This window comes from Silicimonas algicola, assembly GCF_003970735.1.
In the GTDB taxonomy this organism is placed as follows: Bacteria; Pseudomonadota; Alphaproteobacteria; order Rhodobacterales; family Rhodobacteraceae; genus Silicimonas; species Silicimonas algicola.
In genome coordinates this window covers 2,814,263-2,840,699 of record NZ_CP034588.1, presented here as the reverse complement: position 1 = coordinate 2,840,699, position 26,437 = coordinate 2,814,263, and the positions used below count along the sequence as shown (strand labels likewise).

Annotated in this window: 26 protein-coding genes; 14 read left to right on the top strand and 12 right to left on the bottom strand. The window is 67.2% G+C overall.

The annotated features are described in order from the left end of the window. Positions 1 to 4: 4 nt before the first annotated feature. From EF888_RS14000 to EF888_RS13990, 3 genes are all read left to right on the top strand, one after another. Entirely contained in the window at positions 5 to 892 is an 888-nt protein-coding gene (locus tag EF888_RS14000; protein ID WP_109758006.1) for an NAD(P)-dependent oxidoreductase, read from the top strand. Between the two features lie 103 nt (positions 893 to 995). Beyond that, complete coding sequence (locus EF888_RS13995; RefSeq protein WP_109758007.1) at positions 996 to 2,000, top strand: Gfo/Idh/MocA family oxidoreductase; 1,005 nt, start codon at positions 996 to 998, stop codon at positions 1,998 to 2,000. 13 nt (positions 2,001 to 2,013) lie between these two features. Then, on the top strand, positions 2,014 to 2,793 hold the full coding sequence (locus EF888_RS13990) for a TIM barrel protein (RefSeq protein WP_109758008.1): 780 nt from the start codon (positions 2,014 to 2,016) through the stop codon (positions 2,791 to 2,793). On the opposite strand, the gene EF888_RS13985 is transcribed toward EF888_RS13990, so the two are convergent. From EF888_RS13985 to EF888_RS13955, 7 genes are read right to left on the bottom strand one after another with little or no spacing between them, the layout of a single operon-like run. Next, a complete protein-coding gene (locus EF888_RS13985) occupies positions 2,790 to 3,521 on the bottom strand; it encodes a GolD/DthD family dehydrogenase (protein ID WP_109758009.1) in 732 nt (243 codons plus the stop codon). The two genes, EF888_RS13990 and EF888_RS13985, sit on opposite strands and share 4 nt — an antisense overlap. A gap of 10 nt (positions 3,522 to 3,531) precedes the next feature. Further along, positions 3,532 to 4,263: an SDR family oxidoreductase gene (locus EF888_RS13980; protein ID WP_109758010.1), complete on the bottom strand. Its 732-nt coding sequence runs from the start codon at positions 4,261 to 4,263 to the stop codon at positions 3,532 to 3,534. Between the two features lie 21 nt (positions 4,264 to 4,284). Then, positions 4,285 to 5,043: an SDR family NAD(P)-dependent oxidoreductase gene (locus tag EF888_RS13975; protein ID WP_109758011.1), complete on the bottom strand. Its 759-nt coding sequence runs from the start codon at positions 5,041 to 5,043 to the stop codon at positions 4,285 to 4,287. Between the two features lie 14 nt (positions 5,044 to 5,057). Beyond that, complete coding sequence (locus EF888_RS13970; protein WP_109758012.1) at positions 5,058 to 6,326, bottom strand: D-tagatose-bisphosphate aldolase, class II, non-catalytic subunit; 1,269 nt, start codon at positions 6,324 to 6,326, stop codon at positions 5,058 to 5,060. Further along, a complete protein-coding gene (locus EF888_RS13965) occupies positions 6,323 to 7,303 on the bottom strand; it encodes a tagatose kinase (protein WP_206508314.1) in 981 nt (326 codons plus the stop codon). The genes EF888_RS13970 and EF888_RS13965 overlap by 4 nt, the downstream gene beginning before the upstream one ends. A 9-nt stretch (positions 7,304 to 7,312) precedes the next feature. Beyond that, entirely contained in the window at positions 7,313 to 8,200 is an 888-nt protein-coding gene (locus EF888_RS13960) for a sugar phosphate isomerase/epimerase family protein (protein ID WP_109758013.1), read from the bottom strand. A gap of 36 nt (positions 8,201 to 8,236) precedes the next feature. After that, positions 8,237 to 9,220, bottom strand: a complete 984-nt coding sequence (locus EF888_RS13955; RefSeq protein WP_109758014.1) for a sugar-binding transcriptional regulator — start codon at positions 9,218 to 9,220, stop codon at positions 8,237 to 8,239. Between the two features lie 210 nt (positions 9,221 to 9,430). On the opposite strand from EF888_RS13955, the gene EF888_RS13950 reads away from it, so the two are divergent. From EF888_RS13950 to EF888_RS13915, 8 genes are all read left to right on the top strand, one after another. Beyond that, a complete protein-coding gene (locus EF888_RS13950) occupies positions 9,431 to 10,882 on the top strand; it encodes an extracellular solute-binding protein (RefSeq protein ID WP_109758516.1) in 1,452 nt (483 codons plus the stop codon). A gap of 74 nt (positions 10,883 to 10,956) precedes the next feature. After that, on the top strand, positions 10,957 to 11,835 hold the full coding sequence (locus EF888_RS13945; RefSeq protein ID WP_109758015.1) for a carbohydrate ABC transporter permease: 879 nt from the start codon (positions 10,957 to 10,959) through the stop codon (positions 11,833 to 11,835). Between the two features lies 1 nt (position 11,836). Next, complete coding sequence (locus EF888_RS13940; RefSeq protein WP_109758016.1) at positions 11,837 to 12,673, top strand: carbohydrate ABC transporter permease; 837 nt, start codon at positions 11,837 to 11,839, stop codon at positions 12,671 to 12,673. Positions 12,674 to 12,678: 5 nt separating this feature from the next. Beyond that, positions 12,679 to 12,930 (top strand): DUF2160 family membrane protein, encoded by a 252-nt coding sequence (locus EF888_RS13935; RefSeq protein ID WP_109758017.1) that lies wholly within the window; start codon positions 12,679 to 12,681, stop codon positions 12,928 to 12,930. 4 nt (positions 12,931 to 12,934) lie between these two features. Then, a complete protein-coding gene (locus EF888_RS13930; RefSeq protein WP_109758018.1) occupies positions 12,935 to 13,987 on the top strand; it encodes an NAD(P)-dependent alcohol dehydrogenase in 1,053 nt (350 codons plus the stop codon). 17 nt (positions 13,988 to 14,004) lie between these two features. Beyond that, positions 14,005 to 15,066, top strand: coding sequence for an ABC transporter ATP-binding protein (locus tag EF888_RS13925; protein ID WP_109758019.1), 1,062 nt, complete (start codon positions 14,005 to 14,007; stop codon positions 15,064 to 15,066). Positions 15,067 to 15,080: 14 nt separating this feature from the next. Further along, positions 15,081 to 15,770, top strand: coding sequence for an HAD family hydrolase (locus EF888_RS13920; protein WP_109758020.1), 690 nt, complete (start codon positions 15,081 to 15,083; stop codon positions 15,768 to 15,770). A 52-nt stretch (positions 15,771 to 15,822) separates the two neighbouring features. After that, the gene (locus tag EF888_RS13915) at positions 15,823 to 17,145 is read left to right on the top strand and encodes a cytochrome-c peroxidase (protein WP_109758021.1); all 1,323 of its coding nucleotides are present in this window, start codon (positions 15,823 to 15,825) and stop codon (positions 17,143 to 17,145) included. Here the strand turns inward: EF888_RS13915 and EF888_RS13910 are convergent. The 5 genes from EF888_RS13910 to EF888_RS13890 form a co-directional block, all read right to left on the bottom strand. Further along, a complete protein-coding gene (locus tag EF888_RS13910; protein WP_241239675.1) occupies positions 17,139 to 18,692 on the bottom strand; it encodes a CRTAC1 family protein in 1,554 nt (517 codons plus the stop codon). The two genes, EF888_RS13915 and EF888_RS13910, sit on opposite strands and share 7 nt — an antisense overlap. Before the next feature lie 2 nt (positions 18,693 to 18,694). Beyond that, a complete protein-coding gene (locus tag EF888_RS13905) occupies positions 18,695 to 19,423 on the bottom strand; it encodes an SDR family oxidoreductase (protein WP_109758022.1) in 729 nt (242 codons plus the stop codon). Continuing rightward, complete coding sequence (locus EF888_RS13900; protein ID WP_109758023.1) at positions 19,423 to 20,196, bottom strand: ATP-binding cassette domain-containing protein; 774 nt, start codon at positions 20,194 to 20,196, stop codon at positions 19,423 to 19,425. Before EF888_RS13900 ends, EF888_RS13905 begins: the two co-directional genes overlap by 1 nt. An 11-nt stretch (positions 20,197 to 20,207) precedes the next feature. Continuing rightward, on the bottom strand, positions 20,208 to 21,563 hold the full coding sequence (locus EF888_RS13895) for a sugar ABC transporter permease (protein ID WP_109758024.1): 1,356 nt from the start codon (positions 21,561 to 21,563) through the stop codon (positions 20,208 to 20,210). A 96-nt stretch (positions 21,564 to 21,659) separates the two neighbouring features. Continuing rightward, positions 21,660 to 22,706 carry a substrate-binding domain-containing protein gene (locus EF888_RS13890; RefSeq protein ID WP_109758025.1) on the bottom strand — a complete coding sequence of 349 codons (1,047 nt, stop codon included), beginning with the start codon at positions 22,704 to 22,706 and terminating at the stop codon, positions 21,660 to 21,662. A gap of 147 nt (positions 22,707 to 22,853) precedes the next feature. On the opposite strand from EF888_RS13890, the gene EF888_RS13885 reads away from it, so the two are divergent. The 3 genes from EF888_RS13885 to EF888_RS13875 all read left to right on the top strand — a co-directional run bounded on the left by EF888_RS13885 (position 22,854) and on the right by EF888_RS13875 (position 26,429). Continuing rightward, on the top strand, positions 22,854 to 24,110 hold the full coding sequence (locus EF888_RS13885) for an ROK family transcriptional regulator (protein ID WP_126918580.1): 1,257 nt from the start codon (positions 22,854 to 22,856) through the stop codon (positions 24,108 to 24,110). A 76-nt stretch (positions 24,111 to 24,186) separates the two neighbouring features. Continuing rightward, positions 24,187 to 25,338: an acyl-CoA dehydrogenase family protein gene (locus tag EF888_RS13880; RefSeq protein ID WP_109758027.1), complete on the top strand. Its 1,152-nt coding sequence runs from the start codon at positions 24,187 to 24,189 to the stop codon at positions 25,336 to 25,338. Beyond that, a complete protein-coding gene (locus tag EF888_RS13875; protein WP_109758028.1) occupies positions 25,338 to 26,429 on the top strand; it encodes a CaiB/BaiF CoA transferase family protein in 1,092 nt (363 codons plus the stop codon). Before EF888_RS13880 ends, EF888_RS13875 begins: the two co-directional genes overlap by 1 nt. The last annotated feature ends 8 nt before the right edge of the window (positions 26,430 to 26,437 follow it).

Genomic DNA, 26,437 nt, shown 5'->3' with positions numbered 1-26,437 from the left:
TTCGATGACCGCACCCGCCAACCGGCCCACGGGCGTGACCTTCATCGGCTTCGGCGAAGCCGCGACCGCCTTCCTGTCGGGCTGGGGAGGAGAGCGGCCGCAGGATGTCCGTGCCTACGACGTCAAGACGGACAACGACACCACCCGCGAAGCGATGGCCGACCGCTATGCCGAGCATTCGGTCGCCGGGGTCGTCTCACCCGGCGCGGCGCTCGACGGGGCGAGCGTGGTGTTCTGCGTCGTGACGGCCGATCAGGCGCTGGCGGCGGCCGAGGCGGCGGCGCCTTCGCTTCAGCCCGGAACGCTCTGGTTCGATTGCAATTCCTGCGCGCCGGGCACCAAGCGCCGGGCGGCGGAAGTGATCCAGGCGGCGGGCGGGCGCTATGTCGATGTCGCGGTGATGGCGCCGGTCTATCCCAAGCGGCACCACGTCCCGCTCCTCATTGCCGGTCCCCATGCCGAGGCCGGGGAAGCGGTGCTTCTGGCGCTCGACATGAAGCCCAGGATCGCGGGCGACGACGTGGGGCGGGCCTCGTCGATCAAGATGCTGCGCTCGGTGATGATCAAGGGGATGGAAGCGCTGGTCGCCGAGTGCTTCCTCTCGGCACGTCGCGCGGGGGTGGATGCGGAGGTCATCGCCTCGCTCGAGGCGTCCGACCCCGACATCGCCTGGCGAGAGCGGGGAGCCTACAACCTCGAGCGCATGATGGTCCACGGCATCCGTCGCGCAGCGGAACTGCGCGAGGTGGCGCGCACGGTTGAGGAACTGGGCCTCGGCGGCGCTATGGCGGCGGCCACGGCGGAGTGGGAGCAGCGCATCGGTGAGTTGCGCGCCGATCCGGGCGAGGACGAGCTGTCGGCTCGGTCGGACCTCCTTCTGGCCCGCCTCTGATCCTCCGCGACAGGAAATGAGACGAAATGTGCCGCCCGTCTCACGGCCCATTGCCTGACGGCCGCCGTCCCTCCTAGAGGAAGCGCAGACAAGGGAGGACGCAATGACCGTTCGCATCGCCGTCATCGGGGCCGGGATCATGGGCGCGGATCATGCGCGCATCGTGGCCGAGGATCTGCCGGGCGCCTGCCTTCAGGTGGTTTGCGACATGGACGGGGCGCGGGCGCGGGGTGTGGCCGAGACCTTGGGCGCGGTGGACACGGCGACCGATCCCGGGGCGGTGATCGCTCGCGACGACGTGGACGCCGTGATCGTGGCGAGTCCCGACGCGACCCATGCCGATCTCTCGATCTCCTGCATTCGGGCGGGCAAGCCGGTGATGTGCGAAAAGCCGCTTTCGGCCTCGTCGGATGACTGCCTGCGGGTGATGGAGGCCGAGCAGGCCTCTGGCACGCGGCTTGTGCAGGTCGGCTTCATGCGGCGCTTCGACCAGAGCTACGTCGAGATGAAGGCGGCGCTGGACGAAGGCATCCTCGGCCGTGCCTTGATGATGCACAACTTTCACCGCAACGTGGCGACGCCGAATGCGGATTTCACCGGCGCCATGGCGATCACCAATTCCGCGCCGCATGAGTTCGACGTGGCGCGCCATGTGCTCGGGGCCGAATACGCCTCGATCTGGGCCGCGCAGCCCACGCGCTCGGACGACAGGGTGGCGCCCGTGGTCATGGTTTTGCGGACGACCGGCGGGCAACTCGTGAATATCGAGATCAACAACAATGCCGCCTACGGCTACGACGTGCGGGGAGAGCTGGTGGGCGAGGCTGGCAGCGTCTCGATGGCGCCGGTCCTGCACTCGCGGCTGGACAGCGCCCTGTCCAACAGCAGCCGCTATGACGCCGACTGGCGCGGACGCTATGCCGAGGCCTATCGCCGTCAGAACCGTGCCTTCCTGCGCTTCGTCGAGACGGGGCGGTTCCCCGACATCGCCGCGTCTGCCTGGGATGGCTATGCTGCGGCCCTCGTGGCCGAGACGGGCGTGAAGGCCCTTGCCACCGGCAACACCGAACCGGTCCGAATGATCGACCGCCCCGCTTTCTACGCCTGACCCGGGAGCTCCGATGACCCAGCCCTTCCAGCTTGCCGCCTGCGCCGAGATGCTGTGGCGTGACCGCCCGATCGACTGGCGGGCGTCGCGCCTGACCGAGATGGGTTTCGGCGTCGGTCTCTGGAACTGGCCGGACCACGACCTTGCCGCACTGGAGAGGACCGGCGCCACCTTCACCATCATGAACGGCTATCTTGAAGGGCGGCTCGCCGACGACGAGGGCGCGGACCTCCTCCTTGCCTCGGCGCGCGAGACGGCGAAGGTCGGCCGGCGGCTCGGCGTTCACCGCCTGAACCTGCACGGCACGGGCCTGGGCGACGGCGGCATCCCGATCCGCCAGCACGAGGTCGAGACGGGGCCGATGTGGCTGAAGGCGCGGGACACGCTGAACCGGATCGCCGATCTTGGCGACGAGATGGGCGTCACCTTCACGCTCGAGAACCTGAACCTTCTCGACCATCCGGGCTGCCCATTCGGATCGACCGCCGCTGTTCTGGCGCTCGTCTCGGCCGTCGACCGCCCCTCGCTGCGGATCAACCTCGATCTCTACCATACGCAGATCGGCGAGGGCGACCTTATCCGCTGGTGCGAGAAGTGCCTGCCGTGGATCGGCGAGGTTCAGGTGGCCGACAATCCGGGCCGTTGCGAGCCGGGGACGGGCGAGATCAACTACGCCGCCGTCGCGCGGGCTCTGGCCGACATGGGCTATCGCGGGCCAGTGGGGATGGAGGCCTTCGCTAAAGGTGACGACGAGGCCGCGCTCGAGGCGTTCCGCGCGGCCTTCACACTCTAGCGGATGGTGTAGCCGCCGTCGGTGACCAGGTTCTCGCCGGTCACGATGCCCGCGTCCTCTGAGCAGAGATACATCGCCGCCGCCGCGATCTCGCGCGGTTTGGCGAAGCGGCCAACGGGGATCTCGGCCTTGGCGCGCTCGCCCTTCTCGCCAGCCCATCCGACCAGCGCCATCGGCGTCTCGACCACCGTGGGCGAGATGGCGTTCACGGTGATGCCGTGGCGTGCCCATTCCAGCGCCAGTACCTTCGTCAGCCCGATCAGTCCCGCCTTGCTGGAGCCATAGGCGGCGTGCTCGGCGATGGCGACCATGCCCGCTTGCGAAGCGATGTTGACGATCCGGCCCCGTCCCGACGCCTTGAGGTACGGCAATCCGGCGACGGAAACGAGCCAGGGCGCGCGCAGGTTGATGAGGTGGGTCAGGTCCCAGTCGCGGATCGACTGTTCCTCGGCGGGGGCGACGATCCCGAGGCCTGCGTTGTTGATGAGGCAATCGATGCCCATGGCCTCGCCGATCTCGGCCACAACGGCGTCGATGGCCTCGGGCTTGGTCAGGTCCAGCGTCCAGGCTCGATGCTCGCCGGGCAGGCTGGCGGCGAGGTCCGAGGCGTCTTCCTTGTCGACGAGCGCGAGGCGCGCGCCGGCTTCGGCGAAGGCCTTGGCCATCGCGTGGCCGATGCCGCCCGCGGCGCCGGTGAGAAGGACGGAGCGTCCGGTGAAGTCGGCCATCGCGCGTCCCTCAGATGTCGAAGTTGGTGGGGAGGACGACCACGTCGCGGATCGTGACGTTACGGTTCCGCGTCAGCATGAAGACAACCGCCTCGGCAACCTCCGACGGTTCGATCAGGCTGCCGCTTTCCTTCGCTTTCCGCAGGTTCTCCTCGGGCCAGTCGGCGAGAAGTGCGCTGATGACGGGACCGGGCGAGACGGAACCGACGCGGATGCCCTTCTTGTTCAACTGCCGCCGCATGGTCTGGACGAAGCAGGTCATGGCCCACTTCGAAGCGGAATAGACCGGCTCCCACGGCACGGGGAAATGGCCGGCGACGGACGAGGTGATGACGATGTCACCCGAGCCTCGCTCTATCATGTGGGGGATGACGTTGTGGACGTTCTTCATCACCGCGTTGACGTTGAGGTTCAGCATCCGGTCGATGGCGGCGGGATCCTCGACCTCGGTCAGGTCGCCGCCGATGTAGGTGCCGGCGTTGGCGTGCAGGATGTCGAGGCGGCCGGCGGTGTCGAGGACGCCCGACAGAAGGGTGTTGCAGCTTTCGGGATCGAGGAGGTCGATCCGAAGCGCCTTCGCGTTCGGCCCAAGGCGGTCGCAGATCCTCTCCATCGCCGCCTCGTCGCGGTCGACCAGCACCACGGTCGCTCCCTCGGCCAGAAGCGCCTCGGCGGTCGCGAGCCCGATGCCCGAGGCACCGCCGGTGATCGCGGCGACCTTGCCTGTCAGTTTCTCAGCCATATCCGTAGTCTCCCTCGGAAATCAGTGGGTCAGGTAGCCGCCGTCGGCCACGAGGACCGAACCGGTGACGTAGCTCGACGCGGGCGAACAGAGGAAGAGGGCGCAGTTCGCCATCTCCTCGGGCTGGCCGAAGCGGCGCATGGGCGTGTTCTCGGTCCAGACCTTGTTCCAGGCCTCGTTCGCGATGCCGCCCGCCGTCATGTCGCTGACGACATAACCGGGGGCAAGCGCGTTCACGCGGATGCCGCGCGCGGCGTATTCGAAGGCCATGACCTTCGTCATCTGGTGAACGGCGGCCTTGGAAGCGTTGTAGGCGACCTGAAGCTGGGGCTGGTTCGCGACCTCGGCCGAGATCGAGCCGATGTTCAGGATCGCGCCGCCACCCTGCGTCAGCATCTGCTTCACCGCGGCGCGGGCGATGCGGAACGGGGCGATGAAGTTGGTGTCGGTGATCGCGGCCAGGCGGTCGTCGCCGAAGTCGTGGAAGTCGCCGTTGTCCGCAATGCCCGCGTTGTTCACGAGGATGTCGATGCGGCCGAAGCGGTCGAGTGTCTCCTCCACGATCCGGTCCGGGGTCGCCGGGTCGGTCACGTCGCCCTGGCTCCAGCCATAGGCGTCCGAGGCGCAAAGCTCGTCCACGAAGGCGTTGCGGGTGCGGCCATTGACCATCACCTGCGCCCCCGCCTTGCCGAAGAGGCGCGAGATGGCGAGGCCGATGCCCCGGTTGCCGCCGGTGACGAGGGCCACCTTTCCGTCGAGGCGAAACTGGTCGAGTGACATGGGCGTCCTTCCGTTCAGGGTGTGCAGGCGGCGTGATAGGCCGCGAGGGTTTCTGTAACGCGCCGCACCAGCACCTCCTCGGGATCGAGGGGGCGTCCGGCGAGGTCGGCGGCGGCGGGCATGTGTTGCCAGAGGAGTGGGAGGGGGACGTCCCGGCCCTTCAGGGCAGCGACCAGACGGTCGACGGCGTGTTTGGCTGCGTCGTGCGTCCAGTAGTAGCGGATGCGGTCCGAGAGCGAGTAGTGGCGCATCACGAAGTCGGTCGCGGCGTCGCCCGAGGCGTGGCTGCTCCAGTAGCCGGGCGAGGCCCGCATCAGCCGCTCCATCTCGCGCATCAGGGGCCGATCGCCGTAGTCCGGCACCAGGTCCGAGGCGATGAGGTCGAGCGCGTAGAGCGCCTCGCGCAGGACGAAGGTCAGTTCGGGACCGACCTTGAGGATCGCGAAGCCATCGTGGACGAGCGCCGAGAGAGGGGTCTCGCCCTGGTAGTCGGTCGAATGCGCCTCGAAGACCAGTGCGGGTTCGTCGTCAAGGACGCGAACCAGATCGCGCGCCTTTTCAGGGGCGTAGGGGATGACGTTGTGGTTGCCGAACTCGACCCCCGGCTGCACGACGAGGCCGATGACGCGGCCGAAGGCGTCCGACAGTCCCGCCTCGGCGAAGGCCCGGCGGTGGACGGCGACCGTCTCGCGGGCCGCGACAGGATCGGTCGGCGGGATGGAGTCCAGAGCGTGGTCGGCGCCGCCCGGCGGGGGAACCTCGGTGCCGATGATGTAGCGGGGGTGGATGCCCGTCCCCTGACCGACCCGTTCGGCGACCCCTGCCAACCGCACGGCGCGGCGCGCCGTGATCGCGTCGTCGAGCGCCGGAGGCTCGCCCGCGCAGCCCATGGAGGCGTCGAGGTGGATCTTGCGGAAGCCCGCCGCGACGAAGGCCGCGACCATTGCTTCGGCTTCTTCCATCGCCTCCTCGGCGGGTCTGTCGCGCCAGGGATTGGGGCCGAGGTGGTCGCCGCCAAGGATGATCGCGTCAGGCGTGCAGCCTTCCTCATCCGCGATACTATGGACGAGGGCGGCGAAGTCGGCGGGCGTCATGCCGGTGTAGCCGCCCCGGTGGTTCACCTGGTTGCAGGTCGCCTCGATCAGGACGGTGCTGCCGGTCGCCGCGCCGTGTCTGAGCGCGGCTCGCAGGACGACAGGATGCGCCGAGCAGACCGAGGTGAGCCCGCGCGGCGTGCCGCCGCGGCGGAGCTTGGCCAGATCGTCCAGCGCAAGTCGGGTCATCCGCGCCTCGCCGTGTTGCGGATGAAGGCGTCAAGCTCGGCGCGGGTTCCCGCGCCCTCCATCGGGCCGCGGACGGTCACGTTGCGCGCGCCCGCGGCGCAGCCATAGGTCAGTGCCTCCTCCACCGTCATCCCCAGACGGCGGCAGGCGACGTAGGCTCCGCCGAAGCAGTCGCCTGCGCCCGTGGGGTCCAGTTCCTTTACAGCGAAGGCGGGCGCGTCGGTTCGGGTGCCATCGGGCTGGAAGCAGGTCGCGCCCTCAGCGCCGCGCTTGAGCACGATCTCCTTCGCGCCGCGCTCGAAAAGACGCGCCACGGCGGCGGCTTCGCCCTCGACACCGGCGGCGCGCTCCAGCTCCTCGCCGGAGGGAAGAAGCAGGTCGGCCTGACCGACGAGCCGGTCGAAGCGCGTCTCGGTCTCGGTGTCGTACTTCAGTTCCTTGCGCAGGTTCGGGTCGAGTGACAGCGTTCCGCCGCGCAGGCGCACGGACACCAAGGCCTTCTCGATCACCGGCCAGGCGCCGGGCATCGAAAGGGCCGAGCCCATGACGTGCAGGTGGCCTGCGCGTCCTGCCACCGCCGCGACGGCTTCGGTCCAGCCAAAGCGGGCGGCGGCGGAGGTCGCGATGTTGTAGACGAAGTCGCGCGAGGCGTCGGCGCGGTAGCGAACGAAGGCGCTGCCCGTGGGCCAGTCCGGGTCGACGGCGACGCCCGAGACGTCGACGCCGTCGCGCCTCAGCCGGTCGAGGTTCGCCCGGCCGAAGTCGTCGTCGCCGACCGCACCTATCATCGCCGCCGCCCCGCCGATCCGGCCGCACTGGTCGATGAAGATGGCGGGAGCGCCCGAGGGGTAGGGGCCGACGAGCGGTTGTGCCTCGGTGAAGCCGTCGCCGACCGTGGTGGCGACGATCTCGACGAGGATCTCGCCCACGCAGATCGTGGGGCCCAGATCGTCGGGGGCCAGGGCAGGTCGCGTCACCTCAGCGCCTCATGCCTTGGCGTTGATGGTGCGCTGCATCTTCGCCTCGGCCCATCTCTGCTCGATGAACTGGCGGGCGTGGGCGGCCAGCGGGTTGTTGTCGTCCCAGGTGTCGCGCCAGATGCCGCAGACGCGGCTGAGCGCCTCGTCCACGATGGCGCTCGAGAAGCTTTCGAAGACCACGTCGCGGTCGTCGTAGCCGATGTCGACGAGGGCGGCGAAGATCGACGGAAAGTCGATGGTGCCGGTGCCGAGGTAGCCGCGATAGTTCTCGTTGAAATGGAAGTAGCGGCACTTGTCGCCGGCCATGCGGATGGCGGCAGCCGGGCTCGCTTCCTCGATGTTCATGTGGAAGGTGTCGAGGTGGAGGTAGACGTCGTCGCGGCCGGTGTCCTCGATGAACTTCAGCCCCTGCGCGGTGGTGTTGAGGAGGTTCGACTCGAAGCGGTTCACGACCTCGAGGACGATCTCGACGCCCGAGTCCTTCGCCACGTCCGCGGTGGCCGCGATGGCGCCGGCGCTGTTCATCCAGCCGTCCTCCGTAGGCATCGCGTCGTACTTGCCGTGCATCGAATAGAGGATGCCGCCGAGGCGGATGCCGCCGATATCGCGCACCGCCTTCACGGCGTCCGCCAGAAGTGCCGTGCCCTTCGCGACGATGGCCCTGTCGGTCGACGAGACGTCGGCCGTGGCCGGCAGGCCCATGGTCACGACGATCTCGATGTCGTTCTCCTGCGCCTTCTTTGCCAGCCGGTCGAGATCGAATTTCTCAGGTTTCAGGTAGGCGAACTCGATCATCCGGTAGCCATGCTCGGCCGCCTTGTCGAGCGCATACTCCAGCCCGTCCTGCGACTGACCGGCGGTCCAGACGAAAGAGTGTATTCCTAGGCGACGCATAAGTGTCTTCTCCGTGAGGCAAGCGGGGGGAGGCGGCTATTCGGCAGCCGCTTCGGTGATCTGTGTGGCGGTGTCGAGCAGAAGCCGCGCGGTGACGTCGTCGGTGACGAGGGTGTCGACGAGGCCGCGCAGGCAGGCGGCGCGAATGATGTGGACCTTGTGCGGCCCGGCGGCTGCGAGGATCTTCTCCTCGACCTTCGCGACCTGATCCAGCGGAATGCCGACCGTACGCTCGTCGATCGTCTTCGAGACCGAATGACCGTCGCGGTCGAGGAACTGGCCCAGGACGTCGCCGATGGCGCCGGCGCCGATCAGCGCCTGGGGCGACAGCTCTTTCGGCAGGCCGTTGGCGACAAGGAAGGACCGGGGCGACACGTCCGAGCACGTCAGGATGACGGCGTCGAGGGTGTCGAACTTGCGGAAGTGCTCGTTCAGGTCGGCCTGCGACAACAACAGGTCGCGGTCGATGCCTTCGCTCAGGTAGATGGGGGCGGTCAGGATCGAGTAGTGCGCGCCGAGGACGTCGGCGAAGCCCGAGACGATGCCGAAGGAATTGAATGTCGAGCCTTTCGCCGTGCCGCCCAGAAGAGAAACCACCTCGAGACCGGGCAGCGAATGGCGCTGAAGACGCCGGATCGCGGTTTCCAGCGTCAGGCCCCAGGACACGCCGAGGGAGCGCCAGTCGGCGACGCGCAACCGCTCGGACAGAAACGCCGCGAGGGCGGCGCCCACGGGGCGGTGATAATCATAGCTCCGGGGGTCGGCGGCGCCGATCACGACCCGGCCGATCCCTAGCGCATCGCGCAGACTGTCTTGAAGCTCGATGTTGGCGAGAAAGGGAGATTCGATGTGGATCTTGACCAGTCCCATGGCCTTCGCGCGCTGGATCGACTGATTAACGCGAAGACGCGTGACGCCCATCTTCGAGGCGATGTCGGCCTGCGTCATCTCGTTGACGAAGTAGTGCCAGCACACTTCCGTCAGAAAGACCTCGCTGTCCTCGACCAGCTCGCGGGGCATGTATGGCGATCCTCCCTCGGCCCGCCTTCGTCATAGCGGATCTTGCCGAGAAGATGCATCTTTTACATTTGCATTGCAATCCGAACATATGAAAATTTTCCCTTGCGTAAGTTTAGGGCGGGCCGCATGTTCGGAGACGTGTCGCGACTCGGTCCGGCGGCGAAAGCCGGTGCCGACTGCTTCGACAGACACAATTTTGGGAGGAAGCACATGACCTTTACACGCACGATCAGCGCCTCTGCGCTGGCACTTTCCGTCGCGGCTTCAGCCGCATTCGCGCAGGATCTGACCATCGAGAACGAAGACTGGTGGAAGGAAGCCGGGGCGCAGTTCAGCGGCGTCACGCTGCGCGGCGTAACGGAATCGACCCCGCCGTCCAACTTCATCTCGGACGTTCTCGCGCCCAAGTTCGAAGAGCTGACGGGCATCCGCGTCGACGTCGAGACGACGTCCTGGGATCAGATGTACGACAAGGCCATCAAGGACATGGAGGCCGGCACCGGCATCTATGACATGGTCTACATCGAACAGGACATCATCTATGCCTACCTGTCGCGCGACTTCCTCGTCGACGTGACGGCGGCGCTGGCCGAAAAGCCCGAGCTTAAGGCGCCGAACTACGACGAGGCGAACCTCACCACCTTCGCCGACAACTTCCGGGGCGAGAACGGAAACCTCTACGGCATTCCGATGGAGGCCTTCATCAAGGTCTACCTCTACCGGACCGATCTCTTCAACGACCCCGAGATCCAGGCTGCCTACAAGGAGAAGACCGGAGCCGACCTGAAGCCCGCCACGACCCACGAGGAGTACACGCAGATCGCGGACTTCTTCACCGAGTACATGCAGGGCAAGGGCGAAGACATCTGGGGCACGACCGCTCAGGCGCATACGGGTCACCCGGCGTCCTGGTACGAATTCTTCGAGTCCGTGGCGCCAACCTTCGGCGTCTACAACTGGGGCATCGACGCGGCCAACAACTACTCGGCCTCGGTCGAGAACGGCGGCACGATGAACTCGGCCGAGGCGAAAGAGGCGCTCGCATGGTGGCTGCACCTGCGCGACATCGCTCCGCCGGAGTCGGTGCAGTCGACCTGGACCGAAGTGGGCACAACCTTTGCCGCAGGACGCGCGGCGCAGGGTCTGGTCTACGGCGAGAACGCAGCCTGGATTGCCGCCGACGACACGAAGTCCAAGGTCGTCGGCAACGTGGGCGTCGCCCTTCCGCCGGTCGCGGAAGGCGTGATGGCAGCGGCGGAAGCCGGTGAAGGCTATATCGGCTACTACGACGGCGGCGCCTTCGGCCTGCCGGTGACGTCCAAGCAGCAGGACGCGTCGCTTCTGTTCCTGCAGTTCATGGCGCTGCCGGAAGTGCAGGAAGAATGGGCCGTGGCCGCACCGCGGATCACGCTGACCTCGACCTACGACTCGCCGAAGGTGGCCGAGCTCGACGCCGAACTCGGCGGCTACTACTCGATGCTCCGCGACCAGGGCAAACTCTTCAAGGGTGCGCCCGAGTATCCGTTCCACGCGCAGGTGCGCGAGGCGACGGCGCCGATCTTCTACCAGATCCTGACCGGCGCAGTCGGACCGGACGAGGGACTCGACCAGATGGCCGCCAAGGCCGAGGAAGAGCTGACGACGCTCGGCTACCGCAAGTAAGTCTTGCCTCGACGCGGGGCCGCCACCGAAGGTGGCCCCGCGACTTCCGGCGCAGCGCCCAAGGGGAGGGGACGATGCAATCCAACAAGCTCGGCTGGCTGTTCCTTGCGCCCACGATCCTGGTGCTGTTCCTGTTCGGCGTGCTGCCCTTCATCTACGTGCTCTGGGTGTCGTTCCATCAGTGGAACCCCTTCGCCGCCAACCCCAACATGATCTTCAACTGGGCCGACAACTATCGCGCCGTCGTCTTCGATGCGCAGTTCCTGGCCTCCCTCGGGGCCACTGTGGCCTTCGTCTTCTTCGCCGTCGTGACCGAGGTCATCATCGGCTACTTCCTCGCCCAGGCCTTCATGGGCGATTTCCCCGGCAAGGCGTTCTTCCGCACCATCCACACGCTGCCGCTGATCGTGGCGCCGATCATCGTGGGCTCGGTGTGGAAGCTGATGACGACGCCCTCCATCGGGATCATTCCGCATCTTCTCGACAACTGGTTCGGCCTGAACCTCAACATCGGGACAAGCGCGCTCGCGGCCTTCACGGTGACGGTGGTGATGGACGTCTGGCACTGGACGCCGCTGGTGACGCTGACGCTGATCGCGGCCCTCGTGTCATTGCCCGCCGACCCCTTCGAGCAGGCTCAGATCGACGGCGCCGGACCGCGCCAGATCTTCTGGCACATCACGCTGCCGATGATCGCCCCCGCTCTCGTCGCCACCGTCTTCATCCGCCTGATGGACGCGCTGCGCACGGTCGACGAGGTGCTGATGCTGACGGGCGGCGGACCGGGCTCGGCCACGCGCTATGTCGGGGTCCACATCTTCAAGGAGGTCTTCCCGAGGACGAACTACGGCTATGGTTCGGCCATCTCGGTGATCGTCCTCTACCTCACCATCGTCGTGTGCTGGATGCTCTACACGGGCCTCCTCGCGCCGCGCAAAGGCAAGGAGGGCTGAGATGCGCAAGAAGAGCCCCTGGATCTATGTCCCCTTCTGGATCGTCATCAGCTTCCTGACGCTGTTCCCGATCTACTGGCTGTTCGTCATCTCGGTGAAGCCGGCGGTGGACCTCTTCACCACGCCCGACATCCTGCTGACCAGCTTCTACTGGGACAACTACACCGAGGTCCTGAACGACCGCCTGCTGCGCAGCTACATGGTCAACTCGCTCATCATCTCGTCCGGAAATGCGGTTCTCTGCACCACGCTAGGCTTCTTCGCCTGCTACGCGCTGTCGCGCTTCAACATGAGCGGGAAGGAGTCGATCTTCTTCTGGACGATCACCAACCGGATGGCGCCGCCTGCGGTGTTCCTCCTGCCGCTGTTCCTGTTGATGACGCAGGTCTACAGGTTCGGGGACTTCACGCTGCTCGACACCCGGATCGGGATGATCCTGGTCTATTGCACCTTCAACCTGCCCTTCGCGATCTGGACGCTGAGACCCACGGTCGACGGCATCCCGCGCGAGCTGGACGAGGCCGCCTATGTCGATGGCGCGAGCCCCTGGAAGGTCATCACCGAGGTGGTCTTCCCGCTCTGTCGCCCCGGCCTCGCCGTGACGCTGATCCTGACCTGGGTCTTTGCCTGGAACGAGTACCTGCTGGCCGCGACGCTGACGAACTTCAACGCGCGCACGCTGACGACCGGCCTCTCCGAGTACGTCACGACGACGGGCACGGAATGGGGCATCATGGCCGCCATCTCGATCTTCACGCTGATCCCCGCGCTGATCGTCTTCGGCATGGTCCAGAAACACATCGTCGCGGGTCTGACCTTCGGCGCGGTCAAGGGATGACGGGAATGGAAACGCGCACGCCGACACCGCTCGCCGCAGCCAGCCTCGAGGAAGCTGAAACGTCCGTCGTCCCGGAAGGTCGCTCCGGCTTCCTTCCGATCGAGACGAACTGGTTCGACCGCCTGTTCATCTCGGTGGTTCTCTGGGTCGCGCTCTGCCTGTTCTGGTTCCGCTTCATCGAACCGCTCGGACTGTCTATCTGGATCGCCAACGCAATCGGGGTCGCCCTCGCGGTGATCCTCATCCGGAAAGGGTAGGGCGATGAAATCGCTTGTTCTCGAACGCAAGGACGACCTGTCGCTGCGCGACGTCCCCGAGATCGACCGCGCCGAGCAGGACCTCGGTCCGCATGACGTGCGGATCAAGCTGCACACCGTCGGGATCTGCGGCTCGGACGTCCACTACTATACTCACGGCAAGATCGGGCCCTTCGAAGTGAAGGCACCGATGATCCTGGGGCACGAGGCGTCGGGGACCGTGATCGAGACCGGCGCGGACGTGACGACGCTGAAGCCGGGCGACCGCGTCTGCATGGAGCCGGGCATCCCCGACCCGAACTCGAAAGCCACGCGGATGGGGATGTACAACATCGACCCCGCCGTGCGCTTCTGGGCGACGCCGCCCGTCCACGGCATCCTGCGTCCTACCTGCGTCCACCCCGAAGCCTTCACCTTCAAGCTGCCCGACACCGTCAGCTTCGCCGAAGCAGCGATGGTCGAACCCCTGGCGGTCGGCGTCCATGCCGCGACCAAGGCGCGGGTCAGGCCGGGCGATATCGCCGTGGTTCTGGGGGCGGGGCCGATCGGCCTTGTCACCGCTCTGTCGGCGCTCGCGGCGGGATGCGCGCGGGTCTATGTCACCGACATTGCCGAGAAGAAGCTCGAGATCGCGGGAAGCCTGAGCCGCGCCATCACGCCCGTGAACGTCACGAGCGAAAACCTCGTCGAGGTCGTGAAGCGCGACACCGACGGCTGGGGTGCGGACCTGGTGTTCGAGGCGACCGGGTCGCCGCGCGCGGCCGCCCAGATCTTCGAGCCCCTGGCGCCCGGCGGCTGCGTCGTGATGATCGGCGGCCAGCCCGATCCGATCAGCTATGACGCGGGTGCCGCCATGGTGCGCGAGGCGCGGGTCGAGAACATCTTCCGCTACGCCCACGTCTTTCCTCGCTGCGTTGCGATGCTGGCGTCCGGCGCCATCGACGTGAAGCCGCTCATCACCCGGACATTCGAATTCGACGACAGCGTGCACGCCTTCGAAGTCGCCGCCTCGGCCCCGCCCGCCGACGTGAAGATGCAGATCGTGCTGCCTCAATAAGAAAAGGGACAGGGACAATGGCAGGCGTCCAGATCGAGAACGTGACCAAGCGCTATGGCGCGGTTCAGGTCATGCACGGCGTGAGCGTCGACATCGCGGACGGCGAATTCGTCGTGCTGGTCGGTCCGTCAGGCTGCGGCAAGTCCACGCTTCTGCGGATGCTGGCCGGGCTGGAAGAGACCAGCACCGGCACCATCAGGATCGGCGAGAAGGTGGTCAACGACGTGCCGCCCAAGGAGCGGGACATCGCCATGGTGTTCCAGAGCTATGCGCTCTACCCGCACAAGACGGTCTTCGACAACATCGGCTTTCCGCTGAAGATGGCCAAGCGCCCGTCGTCCGAGATCGAGGCCAAGGTCCGAAGCGCCGCCGAGGTGCTGGACCTCGCGCATCTTCTCGACCGCTATCCGAAGCAGCTTTCGGGCGGCCAGCGCCAGCGCGTCGCCATGGGCCGCGCCATCGTGCGCGATCCGCAGGTGTTCCTGTTCGACGAGCCCTTGTCGAACCTCGACGCCAAGCTTCGCGTCACCATGCGGGTCGAGATCAAGGAGCTGCACCAGCGCCTTGGCACCACCATCGTCTATGTCACCCACGACCAGATCGAGGCGATGACGATGGCCGACAAGATCGTCGTCATGCGCGACGGCCGGGTCGAGCAGATCGGCGCGCCGCTGGAGCTTTACGACAATCCGGCCAACGTCTTCGTCGCGGGCTTCATCGGATCGCCCTCGATGAACTTCCTGCAGGGCGCGGTGACGGCGCGGGAAGGCGAAAAGGCCTTCGTCTCGGAAGGCGGCCTCGTCCTTCCTCTGCCCGAGACCCCGGCGAGCGAGGGTCAGAAGGTGACCTACGGCATCCGGCCCGAGCACATCCAGATCGGGCAGGGGGGCGTCCAACTCGACGTGGTGGTGGTCGAGCCCACGGGCTCGGAGACGCAGATATTCGCCAAGTCTGGCAAGGAACTGATCGACGCCGTCGTGAAGGACAGGATCGCCGCGCGTCCCGGAGAGAAGATCTCCTTCGGCTTCGACCCCGCGTCCGTTCATCTCTTCGACCGGGCGTCCGGTATCCGCATCTGAGGGCGCCGGACCCCTTGCCGACGCGCGCGGTGATCTTCGACCTCGACGGCTGCCTCGTGGACAGCGAGCCGCAGTCCCTCGATGCGCTGACGGCAGAGTTGCGCGCCGCCGGGCTTGCCGATGTCTCGACGGCCGAACTGGGCGAGAGATTTCTGGGCGTCTCGCTTGCGGTGATCCTGGACTGGGCGGCGGAAAGGGCAGGGCACCCGCTTCCGGGCGATATCGCCGACCGCTTCGAAGCGCGTCTTCTCGCGTCCTACCGCCACGGGTTGACCGTCATCGACGGGGTGCCGGACCTTCTGGACCGGCTCGCCAGCGACGGGATCGCCTGCGCCATCGCGACGGGCGGATCGGTGCGGCGCATGAACGAGACGCTGAGGATCTCCGGTCTCGCCTCCCGCTTCGCAGGCCGTGCGTTCAGCGCCGACGAGGTGGCGCAGGGCAAGCCCGCGCCGGATCTCTTCGAACTGGCCGCGCGACGGCTGGGCATTCCGCAAGACGCCTGCGTCGTGCTGGAGGATTCGCCCCACGGTATCGAAGGCGCGCGCCGGGCCGGGATGCGCGCCATCGGCTTTACCGGAGGCGCGCACCTCGACGGTCGGCGCGACGCACACGCCGATCTCCTGCGCGCGAAGGGTGCCGAGGCGGTGCTGTGCCGCATGGAGGGGATGGCCGAGGCGCTTCTCGCGCCGGTCAGGGGCTGACGATACACGACGACCATTGCGGCAAGGGTGCGGTGGCGCGTAATCTCGCTCCATGACCGCACGATCTTCCCGACGAGTTCTCCTGTCGCTGGCCCTGGCCGGGGCCGCTTCCGCCGCGCTGGCCGCCAGCCTGCCCGAACCCGACGCGGTCTTCGAGACCTTTCGCGACGCCGAGATCGAGCTTGGCCAGCTTCTGTTCTACGACCCCATCCTGTCGGGCAGCGGCGCCGTTGCCTGCGCCACCTGCCACCATCCACGCTTCGGCACTTCGGACGGGCTGTCCCTCGGACTCGGCGACGGCGCGAAGGGACTTGGCCCCGACCGTGTGACCGACCCCGGGAACATGCCCGAAGAGCGCGTGCCGCGGAACGCAACCGCGCTCTTCAACCTCGGAGCGGCCGAATTCACCCGCATGTTTCACGACGGTCGGCTGGAGGCAGATCCCTCCCGCCCCTCGGGACTGAGGACGCCTCTCGAGGACGACATGGTGATGGGCTTCGATTCAGCTCTGGCCGCGCAGGCGATGTTTCCCGTGCTGTCGCCGGACGAGATGGCGGGGCACTATCAGGAGAACGACGTCTCGACCGCGGTGCGGCAGGGCCTGCTGACAAGCGACGGTGGGGCCTGGGACAGGCTGGCCGCGCGGATCGAGGCGATCCCAGAGTATCGAGCCCGCTTCGACGCCGTCATCGGCCGCGAAGCACCCGTGACCTTCGCCGATATCGCGAACGCCATCGCCGCCTTCATCGCCTTCGAATGGCGCGCGGACGACAGCCCGTTCGACCGCTACCTGCGCGACGGGACACCGATGTCCCCCGACGCCACGGCGGGAATGGAGCTGTTCTACGGCAAGGCGGGATGCGGCTCCTGCCACTCGGGCCAGTTCCAGACCGACCACGACTTCCACGCCATCGCCATGCCGCAGATCGGGCCGGGCAAGAAGGAACGCTTCGAGTCGAGCTTCAAGGATGTGGGCCGGATGCGCGTGACGGGGCTGGCCGAGGACGCCTACCGTTTCCGCACGCCGTCGCTGCGGAACGTGACCAAGACCGCGCCCTACGGACACGCCGGGGCCTATGCGACGCTGGAAGGGGCGGTGCGCCATCACCTTGACCCCGAAGCCTCGTTGAGAGCCTACGACGCGACGCAGGCCGTGCTGCCGGACCTTGGGGGTCACGACGATCTGGTCGCGCTGCACGACACCGCCGAGACCGACGCCATCGCCGCGGCCAACGAGCTGGCGCCTGTGTCGCTGGACGACTCCGAAGTGGCGCAAATCCTCGCGTTTCTCGAGGCTCTGACGGATCCGAAAGGGCTGGAAGGGCGTCTGGGGGTCCCGAAGACCGTGCCGAGCGGGAAGCCCGTCGATCAGTAGCCCGTCTCGATGGTCAGTGTGGCGCCGTTGCGCACTGCGCGCAGGGTCTGGCTGGTGTCGACCGCGACCCAGTCGCTGACCGTGCCGTCGGGCCAGGTCACGCGCAGGTCCGCCTCTTCGGTCGGTCCAAGCCCGAAATGCTCGGGCACGAGGGACCCGCCCGCGTGGCCTCCGCCGACGGTCATTTGCCGCGACTGGATGCGTTCGCCCGTCCGCACGTCGATCCATGCGCCCACGGCGAAGGGGTTGATCCCGTCCTGGCGCAATTCGACTGCGATCCAGCCGCCCTCGGACGGCGTGACGTTCCGATAGACCTCCAACGGCGCGCGGCGGTTGACGACGGCGAGGTCGAGCAGTCCGTCGGCGTTCAGGTCGACCATCGCCGCGCCCCGGCTTCGCGCCATGCTGGCCACGCCCGCCTTGTCGCCCCATTCGTCGAAAGTGCCGTCCTCGGCCTGCACCAGCAGGTTGTTCGGATCCCTCATGGCGGTCGAGGGCATCTGCTCGACGTTGCCCTTGGCGACGAAGATGTCGTCGCGCCCGTCGTTCTGGACGTCCCCGAAGGCGACGTGCCACCCCGTCGAGGCGCGGCCATCGTCGCCCACATAGGGCCGCTGCGCCGCGATGCCGATGTCCCAGTGCGCGTCCTCGTAGGTCGGACCCGTGGCGCCCGGCTTCAGCGACTGAAGCTTCTGGTCGCCCATGCTGGTCAGATAGACCTCGGGCAGGCCGTCTCCGTTCAGGTCGCGCTCGGCGATGCCCATACCCCAGATGCTGTAGGCCTGCCAGCCGTCGTCCTTGCCGTAAAGCCGAGGGGTCTTCTCCATCGCCCACATCTGTTCCTCGCCGGTGCGGACGTAATAGTGGCGGTCGTTCGACACGCGCAGGTCCGACCGGCCGTGGCGGCCCCAGTCCGAGAACAGCATCGACAGGGTGCAGTGACCCGGCGCCAGTGTCATGGGCGCGGCGTAGGTGTCGCCCTCCGGCCGCAGAAGGAGGTTGTCGTCACAGGCCTCGAACGGACCCTTGGGGTCCGCGCGGTCGACGTAGTTGCCGACGGCGAGGGTGGGAAGGGTTCGGCCCGCCTCCCAGGTCGCGGAAAAGGCCGTGGCCCAGCCTTGGCCGAGGTCGATGCCGAGGCCGTCGAAGGGCGCGAAGCGACAGTCGCCCTGGCCCTTCAGCACGTGCGAGCCGCCGACGCCGAGAACGACGAGGTCGAGGATGCCGTCGCTGTCGATGTCGAGCGGATAGGCGCCCGTCGTTTCGGACAACGCAAGCTCCTCCGGCGTCGCGACCTCGAGATGGACGGCGCCGCCCGACTGGGAGCGGTTGAGAAACAGCGCGGCCGGGTTTGTGCCGCCTGCGGCATAGAGTTCGGGCAAGGCATCGCCGTTGCAGTCGAAGGCGGCCAGCCCGCCGCCGACGAAATGTTCCCATCCGCCGGCGTAGACGTGCTCGGGCACCTGAACCGGCTCGAAGGCGGGATCGGCGACCGCCACCGAGGCCGAGAGGCCAAGGACAATGGCGCCGCGGACCGCCCCCGCCACGCTCAGATGTCCTGATCGGCCGGCAGAAGAACGAGGTCGCGCACGGTAGCGTTGCGCGGCCGCGTCAGCATGAAGACGACCGCGTCGGCCACGTCCTCGCACCTCAGGCCCGCGCGCGCCGCGACGGCCTCCTCGATCTTGACCGGATCGACCGAGCCCCAGAGCTCGTTCAGCACGATGCCGGGCGCGATGGCGCCGACACGGATGTCGTGCTTCGAGACCTGCCGGCGCAAGCCGTGAACGAAGGACTGCACGGCGTGTTTCGATGCCGAATAGACCGGCTCCCACTGGATCGCCTGATGACCCGAGACCGAACTCGTCACGATGATGTCGCCGCCCTTCCGCTCGATCATGCCGGGCAGGGCGCGGCGAATGGCGCGAAAGACGGCCGAGACGTTCACCTGGATCAGGCGGTCCATGTCGTCGGGGTCGCTGTCGATCAGGTCGCCGGGCAGGTAGAGGCCGGCGTTGGCGTGGAGGATGTCGAGATGGCCGAGAGCCGTCTCTGCCTCGCGCACCAGGCGGTCGACCTCGGCCGGATCGTCGAGGTCGGCCACGATGACAACGTGGTCGCCGCCCAACTCCGAGGCAAGTGCCTCCAGCCGCTCCTGCGACCGGCCCGTCATCGCGACGCGAACGCCCTCTGCGGCGAGCGTCCGCGCCACGGCGCGCCCGATCCCGCTGGAGGCGCCTGTGACCAGGGCGGTCTTGCCGTCGAGCGTCCCCGCCATCACAGGTTGACCGCGCCCGGTCCGGGTGTGGCATTGGGCGGGCACTTGCCGGCGATGATCATGCCCAGGATCTCGTCCTGTGTGACTTCGTTCACCTTGGCGCTGCCGACGATCTCGCCGTTCTTCATCACCGTCACGCGGTCCGCGAGGTCGGTGACGTCGTGGAGGTCGTGGCTGATGAGGAAGATGCCGATCCCTTCGGCCTTGAGCTGCTTGATGAGTTCGCCCACCTGCGCCGTTTCGGCCGGTCCAAGCGCCGCCGTGGGCTCGTCCATGATGAGGATGCGGGCGTTGAAATGGATCGCGCGCGCGATGGCCACGGATTGCCGCTGGCCGCCGGAGAGGGCCTTCACCGGCTCCTTGAAACGCCGGAAGTTCGGGTTGAGGCGGCCCATCACCTTGCGGCACTCGGCCTCCATCGCCACGTCGTCGAGCGTACCGTAGGCAGTCATCAACTCTCGCCCGAGGTAGAGGTTCGCGGCGGCGTCGACGTTGTCGGCCAGTGCCAGCGTCTGGTAGATCGTCTCGATCCCAAGCGCCTTGGCGTCGCGGGGATTGTAGATCTCGACCTGCTTTCCATCGACGTAGATTTCGCCTTGGTCGCGTCTGTAGGCGCCGGACAGGATCTTGATCAGCGTCGACTTGCCTGCGCCGTTGTGGCCGAGAAGGCCCACGACTTCGCCGGGGTAGAGGTCGATGCTGGCATGATCGACGGCCTTGATGCCGCCGAAGGCGATCGAGATGTCACGCATTTCGACAAGGGGTGTCGTCATCGCCTGTCTCCTCACTTCAGCCTGCGGCGGTACATCTGGTCGAGCCAGACCGCGAACACGAGAACCCCGCCCACCACCATGTCCTTGTAGGCGCTTTCGAAGTTCAGAAGCGTCATGCCCGATTGCAGCGACTGCATCACGAGCGCACCAAGGATCGCGCCGTAGATCGTGCCGAGACCGCCGGCGAGCGAGGTGCCCCCGATGACCGCGGCGGCGATGGTGTAGAGTTCGTCGAAAAGCCCCAGCGCATTCGAGGCCGCGTCGAGGCGCGCGGCCGAGATGCAGGCCGAGATGCCCGCGAGGGTTCCCATCAGGGCGAAGACCCAGACCGTCAGGCGCTTGGTGTTGATGCCGGCGAGTTCGGCCGCCTCGGGGTTGCCGCCGGTGGCATAGATGTAGCGACCGAAGCGCGTCTTGGTGGCGAGGAATGTCATCACGATGCCAACGCCGAGTGCGATCAGGACCGGCAGCGCGTAGCCGAACGAAATGTCCAGGCCCTCTTCGGGAACGGTCACGTTGTTCTGCTCGGCCCATCTGTTCACGACGCCGGTCGGCCAGTAGTAGCGGTTGATGACGTAGGTCGCGCCCAGCACCAGCACGCAGCCGGTGACGGCGAGGAAGGTCTCGGCCCAGACCGGGCGGAGCGGGAACTCGAACTTGCGCCGCTGCTTGCGGCCATAGAGCAGGCCCGCGACGATGCCCGCGCAGATCAGGAAGGCGATGCCCCAACTTGCGGTGGCTCCGATGGAGCCGGGCGTGGTGCCCGAGATGCCGCCGCCGATCAGCTTGAACGTCTTGTCCATGGGGGCGACGGTTTCTCCCCGGATCACCGCCCAGGACGCGCCGCGCCAGAAGATCAGGCCGCCGAGCGTCACTATGAAGGCCGGGATGCCGGCATAGGCGATCAGCGCCCCGTGGATTGCGCCGATGCTGCCGCCCAGCGCCAGCGCGCAGACCAGTGCGATGACCCAGATCAGCGGGTGGCCGATCGGCAGGCCCAATTGCGGCAACCAGAAGACCTGGAGGCTTCCGATCACCACCGCCACGAAGGCGAGGATCGAGCCGACCGACAGGTCGATGTGGCGCATGACGATGACGAGGACCATGCCCGTCGCCATGACGGCGATGGAGGACGTCTGCACCAGCAGGGTCCAGATGTTTCGTGCCGTCAGGAAGGTGCCGCCGAAGAGCCCGTCGCTTGGCCGCAGCATTCCGCTGTAGATGTCGAAGCCGACCCAGATCGCCACAAGCGCGCCGATCATGCCGAGGATGCGCGAGTCGATCTCGGTCGCGCGCAGAAAGCGGGTCAGGGCGGAGTCGCGGTTGCGCGATGCCGCGCCGGTGCCGCCGGTTGCAGTGTCTGTCATGGTGGCCTCCCCCACGGCGCCGGTTCATGCCGGCTTCGCCGTCAATCCTGCGCCGCGGAGTGCGCGGCGCAGGTCGATGTCATGGTCGGGTCAGGATCAGTCGCAGGCGGGGACCGAACCGGCGGTGACGCCGGCGCAGACCTTTTCCTTCGCGACCCAGCCGGCGTCGATCACCTCGGCCAGCTTGTCCTGGGTGATCGCGTTCGGCGCGATCAGGAAGGCCGGAACTTCGACGCCCTTCGGGCCGCCATTGAAGGTGCTGACGCCGTCGAGTGTGGTGACGTCGGTGCCTTCGGCGATCTGGTTGGCATACTCCGCGGCGGTCTTGCCGAGGACGCGGGCGTCCTTCCAGACCGACACGAGTTGGGTGCCGAGCGCCACGCGGTTCAGCGCGGCGTGGTCGCCGTCCTGGCCGGTGACCGGAACCGAGCCGGCCATGCCCTGCGCTTCAAGCGCCGAGACGACGCCGCCCGCCATGCCGTCGTTCTCGGAGACGACCGCGTCGATGGCGTTGTTGTTGGCCGCGAGGCACTGTTCCATGTTGCGCTGCGCCTGGTCGGGCTTCCAGCCGTCCGTGAAGGTCTCGCAGACGTTCTTGATCGCGCCCGAGTCGATGTTTGGCTGGAGCACTTCCATGATGCCCTGGAACAGGAAGGTCGCGTTCGGGTCGCCCTTGTCGCCCTTGATGAAGGCGAAGTTGCCCTCGGTCTTGCCCTTCTCGAGCATCGTCTGGGCCATCAGGCGGCCGACGCCGACGTTGTCGAAGGTGACATAGAGCGCGTTCGGATCTTCCACGAGCACGTCGTAGGAGATCATCTTCACGCCCGAGTCGGCGGCAAGCTGGAACGACGGCAGGATGGCGTCGGAGTCATAGGCGACGACCATGATGACGTCGACGCCCTGGTTCACGAGACCCTCGATGTCGGCGGCCTGCTTGGAGGCCGAGAGCTGAGCGTCGGTCGAGATGTAGGTGTTGCCGGCGGCCTCGACGACTTCCTTGATCGCGGCTTCGTCGGTCTTCCAGCGCTCTTCCTGGAACGTCTTCCAGGACACGGCGATGGTCTTGCCCTCGGCGAAAGACGCGGCGGGCATCACGCTGGCGAGCGCAACGCTGGCCAGCAGAGTCTTGACTGCAAATTTCATGGTGTATCCTCCCAGAGTACCATTATAGAGGACTTATTTAATTCGATCCTCGAAAAAATAACTGGCGGAACGGCTCCGTTCTGTCAAGAATAAAGCAGGGGAGGGCCCGCGATTTCGCGGGCTTCAGGGAGATCCGCGAAGCCAGTGGTGGGACCGACGCCAGCCGCCGCGATTCAGCGTTCCGACGACCTGCGTCGCCAGAACAAGCGTCGCATCCTTGCGGCCTTGCGGGTCCAGCGTGCGCTCGCCCGGACCGAACTGGCTGCGGCGACAGGGCTCAGCGCCTCGACGGTCAGCGCCGCCACGTCCGAGTTGATCGCGACCGGACATCTCGTCGAAGCCGACCTTACGCCCGCGCCCGATGACGATACGGCACGGTCGGCCGGGGGCAGGGGTCGTCCGCGCGTCGCGCTGTCGCGCCGGCCGGGCGCCGCCTCGGTCGCGGCGCTGACCATCACGGTGAACGCCATCCAGGTCGACCTCGTGGACTTCGCCGGCGACACGATCTGCACGCGCTCGGAGCCCTCGCGCACGGGAAGCCTCGCGCAGGCCGATTTCGCCTCGAGAATTTCCTCCCTCGTCGAGACGGCGCTCGCCGCAGCGCCGAAAGGCACAGGGCCCCTGTCGTCGGTCGCCGTAGCCGTGCAGGGGGTCGTCGACGCAGAGGGCGAGGTGCTGCACTGGTCGCCCATGTCTCCGCACCGGAACGTGGGGCTGGCCGCCGAACTGTCGCGGACGCTCGGAGCCGAGGTGCGGCTCGCCAACGACGCCGACATGATCGCGGCGGCGCTGCACCACGACGAGCCCGAGCGTTTCGGCGGGGATTTCGCCGCGATCCTTCTGTCCTACGGCGTCGGCATGGGCATGTTCCTTGGCGGCACGCTTTTTCACGGTGCGCGCACCTCGGCGGCAGAGATCGGGCATGTGCCCTTCGAGGCGGGCGGCGCGCTGTGCCGCTGCGGCCGCTTCGGCTGCGTCGAGGCCTATGCCAGCGAATACGGCATCTGGCGCGCCGCGACGGGCGCGGACCCCCGCGTCGTGCCGGCCGAGCCGCCCGACCGCGCGGCGATGGCGGGCATCGCGGCGCGTGCGGCAGCGGGTGACGCCTGCGCCATCGAGGCCTACCGGACGGCGGGCCGGGCCCTCGGACATGCCGTCCTGACGCTCTACACCGTGTTCGACCCCGTGACCGTCGCCTTCGTCGGCTCGGGCGCGCTGGCCTTCGATCTGTGGGAGCCGGTGGTGCGCGAGGCGCTCTGCGGTCCCAGCACGGGCCTGCCCTACGAGGGGGCGCTGTTCTACGGCTATCCCGAGAACATCGGCCTGATGAGCCGGGGCGCCGTCATCACGGCGCTTTCCAACCTCGACAGAACCATCGACGTCGACCGGCTTCAGTCAGGCTGACGCGGTCCCGGCGATCTGTTTGTGCCTCGGGCGAAGCGGGTGCAATCTGCCCGGGACGCGAGCGCAGAGGCGATCCATGCACGACGACTTCCAGGACATCCGCGACGGCATCCGCGCGCTCTGCGCCCAGTTTCCCGATGAGTACCACCGAAAGATCGATGCCGAGCGCGGCTATCCGGAGGCCTTCGTCGAGGCGTTGACCCGCGAAGGCTGGATGGCCGCGCTGATCCCCGAGGAGTACGGCGGCTCGGGCCTTGGCCTCACCGAGGCCAGCGTCATCATGGAGGAGATCAACCGGCAGGGCGGCAACTCGGGCGCCTGTCATGGCCAGATGTACAACATGAACACCCTCGTCCGGCACGGGTCCGAGGAGCAGAAGCGCCGCATCCTGCCGAAACTCGCCAGTGGAGAACTGCGGCTCCAGAGCATGGGCGTGACCGAGCCCACGACCGGCACCGACACGACGCAGCTCAAGACGACCGCCGTCCGGAAGGGCGACCGCTATGTCGTCAACGGGCAGAAGGTCTGGATCAGCCGGGTGCAGCATTCGGACCTGATGATCCTTCTTGCGCGCACCACACCCCTGTCCGAGGTCTCGAAGAAGTCGGACGGTCTCTCGATCTTCCTCGTCGACGTGAAGGAGGCGATGGCGAAGGGGATGGAGGTCAAGCCGATCGCCAACATGGTCAACCACGAGACCAACGAGCTGTTCTTCGACGACCTGGAAATCCCGGCAGACAACCTGATCGGAGAGGAAGGCAAGGGATTCAAATACATCCTGACCGGCCTTAACGCGGAACGCACGCTGATCGCGGCCGAGTGCATCGGCGACGGCTACTGGTTCACCGACCGGGTGACGAAATACGTCTCGGAGCGCCACGTCTTCGGCCGTCCGATCGGCCAGAACCAGGGCGTGCAGTTCCCGATCGCTGAAGCCTTCATCGAGGTCGAGGCGGCGAACCTGATGCGCTGGAAGGCCTGCCGGCTCTACGATGAAGGCAAGCCCTGCGGAGCCGAGGCGAACATGGCGAAGTACCTGGCCGCCAAGGCGTCCTGGGAGGCGGCCAACGCCTGTCTCCAGTTCCACGGCGGCTTCGGCTTCGCCTGCGAATACGACGTCGAGCGCAAGTTCCGCGAGACGCGGCTCTACCAGGTGGCGCCGATCTCGACGAACCTGATCCTCTCCTACGTGGCCGAGCATGTCCTCGGCCTGCCGAGGTCGTTCTGATGCTGCCTCTGCAGGGCCTCACGGTCGTCGCCGTCGAACAGGCCGTCGCCGCGCCCTTCTGCACCGCGCGCCTGGCGGATGCAGGCGCCGAAGTCATCAAGATCGAACGGCCCGAGGGCGATTTCGCGCGCGGCTACGATGCGGTCGCGGCGGGGCAGTCGAGCTATTTCGTCTGGCTGAACCGGGGCAAGACCAGCGTGACGCTGGACCTGGGGTCGGAGGCGGGGAAGGCGCGGCTCTCCGATCTGATCGCAGGCGCGGACGTCCTCGTCCAGAACCTGAAGCGCGGCGCGCTGGCCCGGCTGGGCTTCGATCCCTTCGCGCTGCGGACGGCGAACCCGCGCCTTATCACCTGCTCGATCACGGGCTACGGGGAGGAGGGTCCCTTCGCCGACCGCAAGGCCTACGACCTGCTGATCCAGGCGGAATCCGGCCTCTGCTCGATCACCGGCGGCCCGGGCGAGCCGGCCCGTGTCGGCGTCTCTCTCGTCGACATCGCGACCGGGGCGACCGCGCACGCGGCGATCCTCGAGGCGCTGATCCGGCGCGGCGTGACGGGCGAGGGGGCGGCGATCTCGGTCTCGATGTTCGACGTGATGGCCGACTGGCTGACCGTGCCGCTTCTGAACCACGAGGGCGGACGGACGCCGCAGCGCGTCGGGATGGCGCATCCCTCCATCGCGCCCTACGGGATCTTCACGGCGAAGGACGGCGCGCAGATCCTGATCTCGGTCCAGAGCGACCGCGAATGGCGCGCCCTTTGCGCCACGTTCCTCGGCAAGCCCGAACTGGGCCTCGACCCCCGCTTCGCCACCAATGTCGCCCGCGTCGCGCACAGAGACGAGACGGACGGCGCGGTGGCCGAGGGGTTTGCCCGCATGACGGAGGACGAGGCGACGGCTGCGCTTCTGGAGGCGGATGTCGCACTCGCGGCGGTCAACGACATGGCGGGACTGTCGGCGCATCCGCACCTGCGCCGCATCACGGTGGGCACGCCGAACGGCCCCGTCAGCTATCCCGCCCCGGGGCCGCTCTGGTATGGCGAGGACCGCGCCTATGGCGATGTGCCAGCCTTGAACCCGTCCGCCTGAAGGAGACC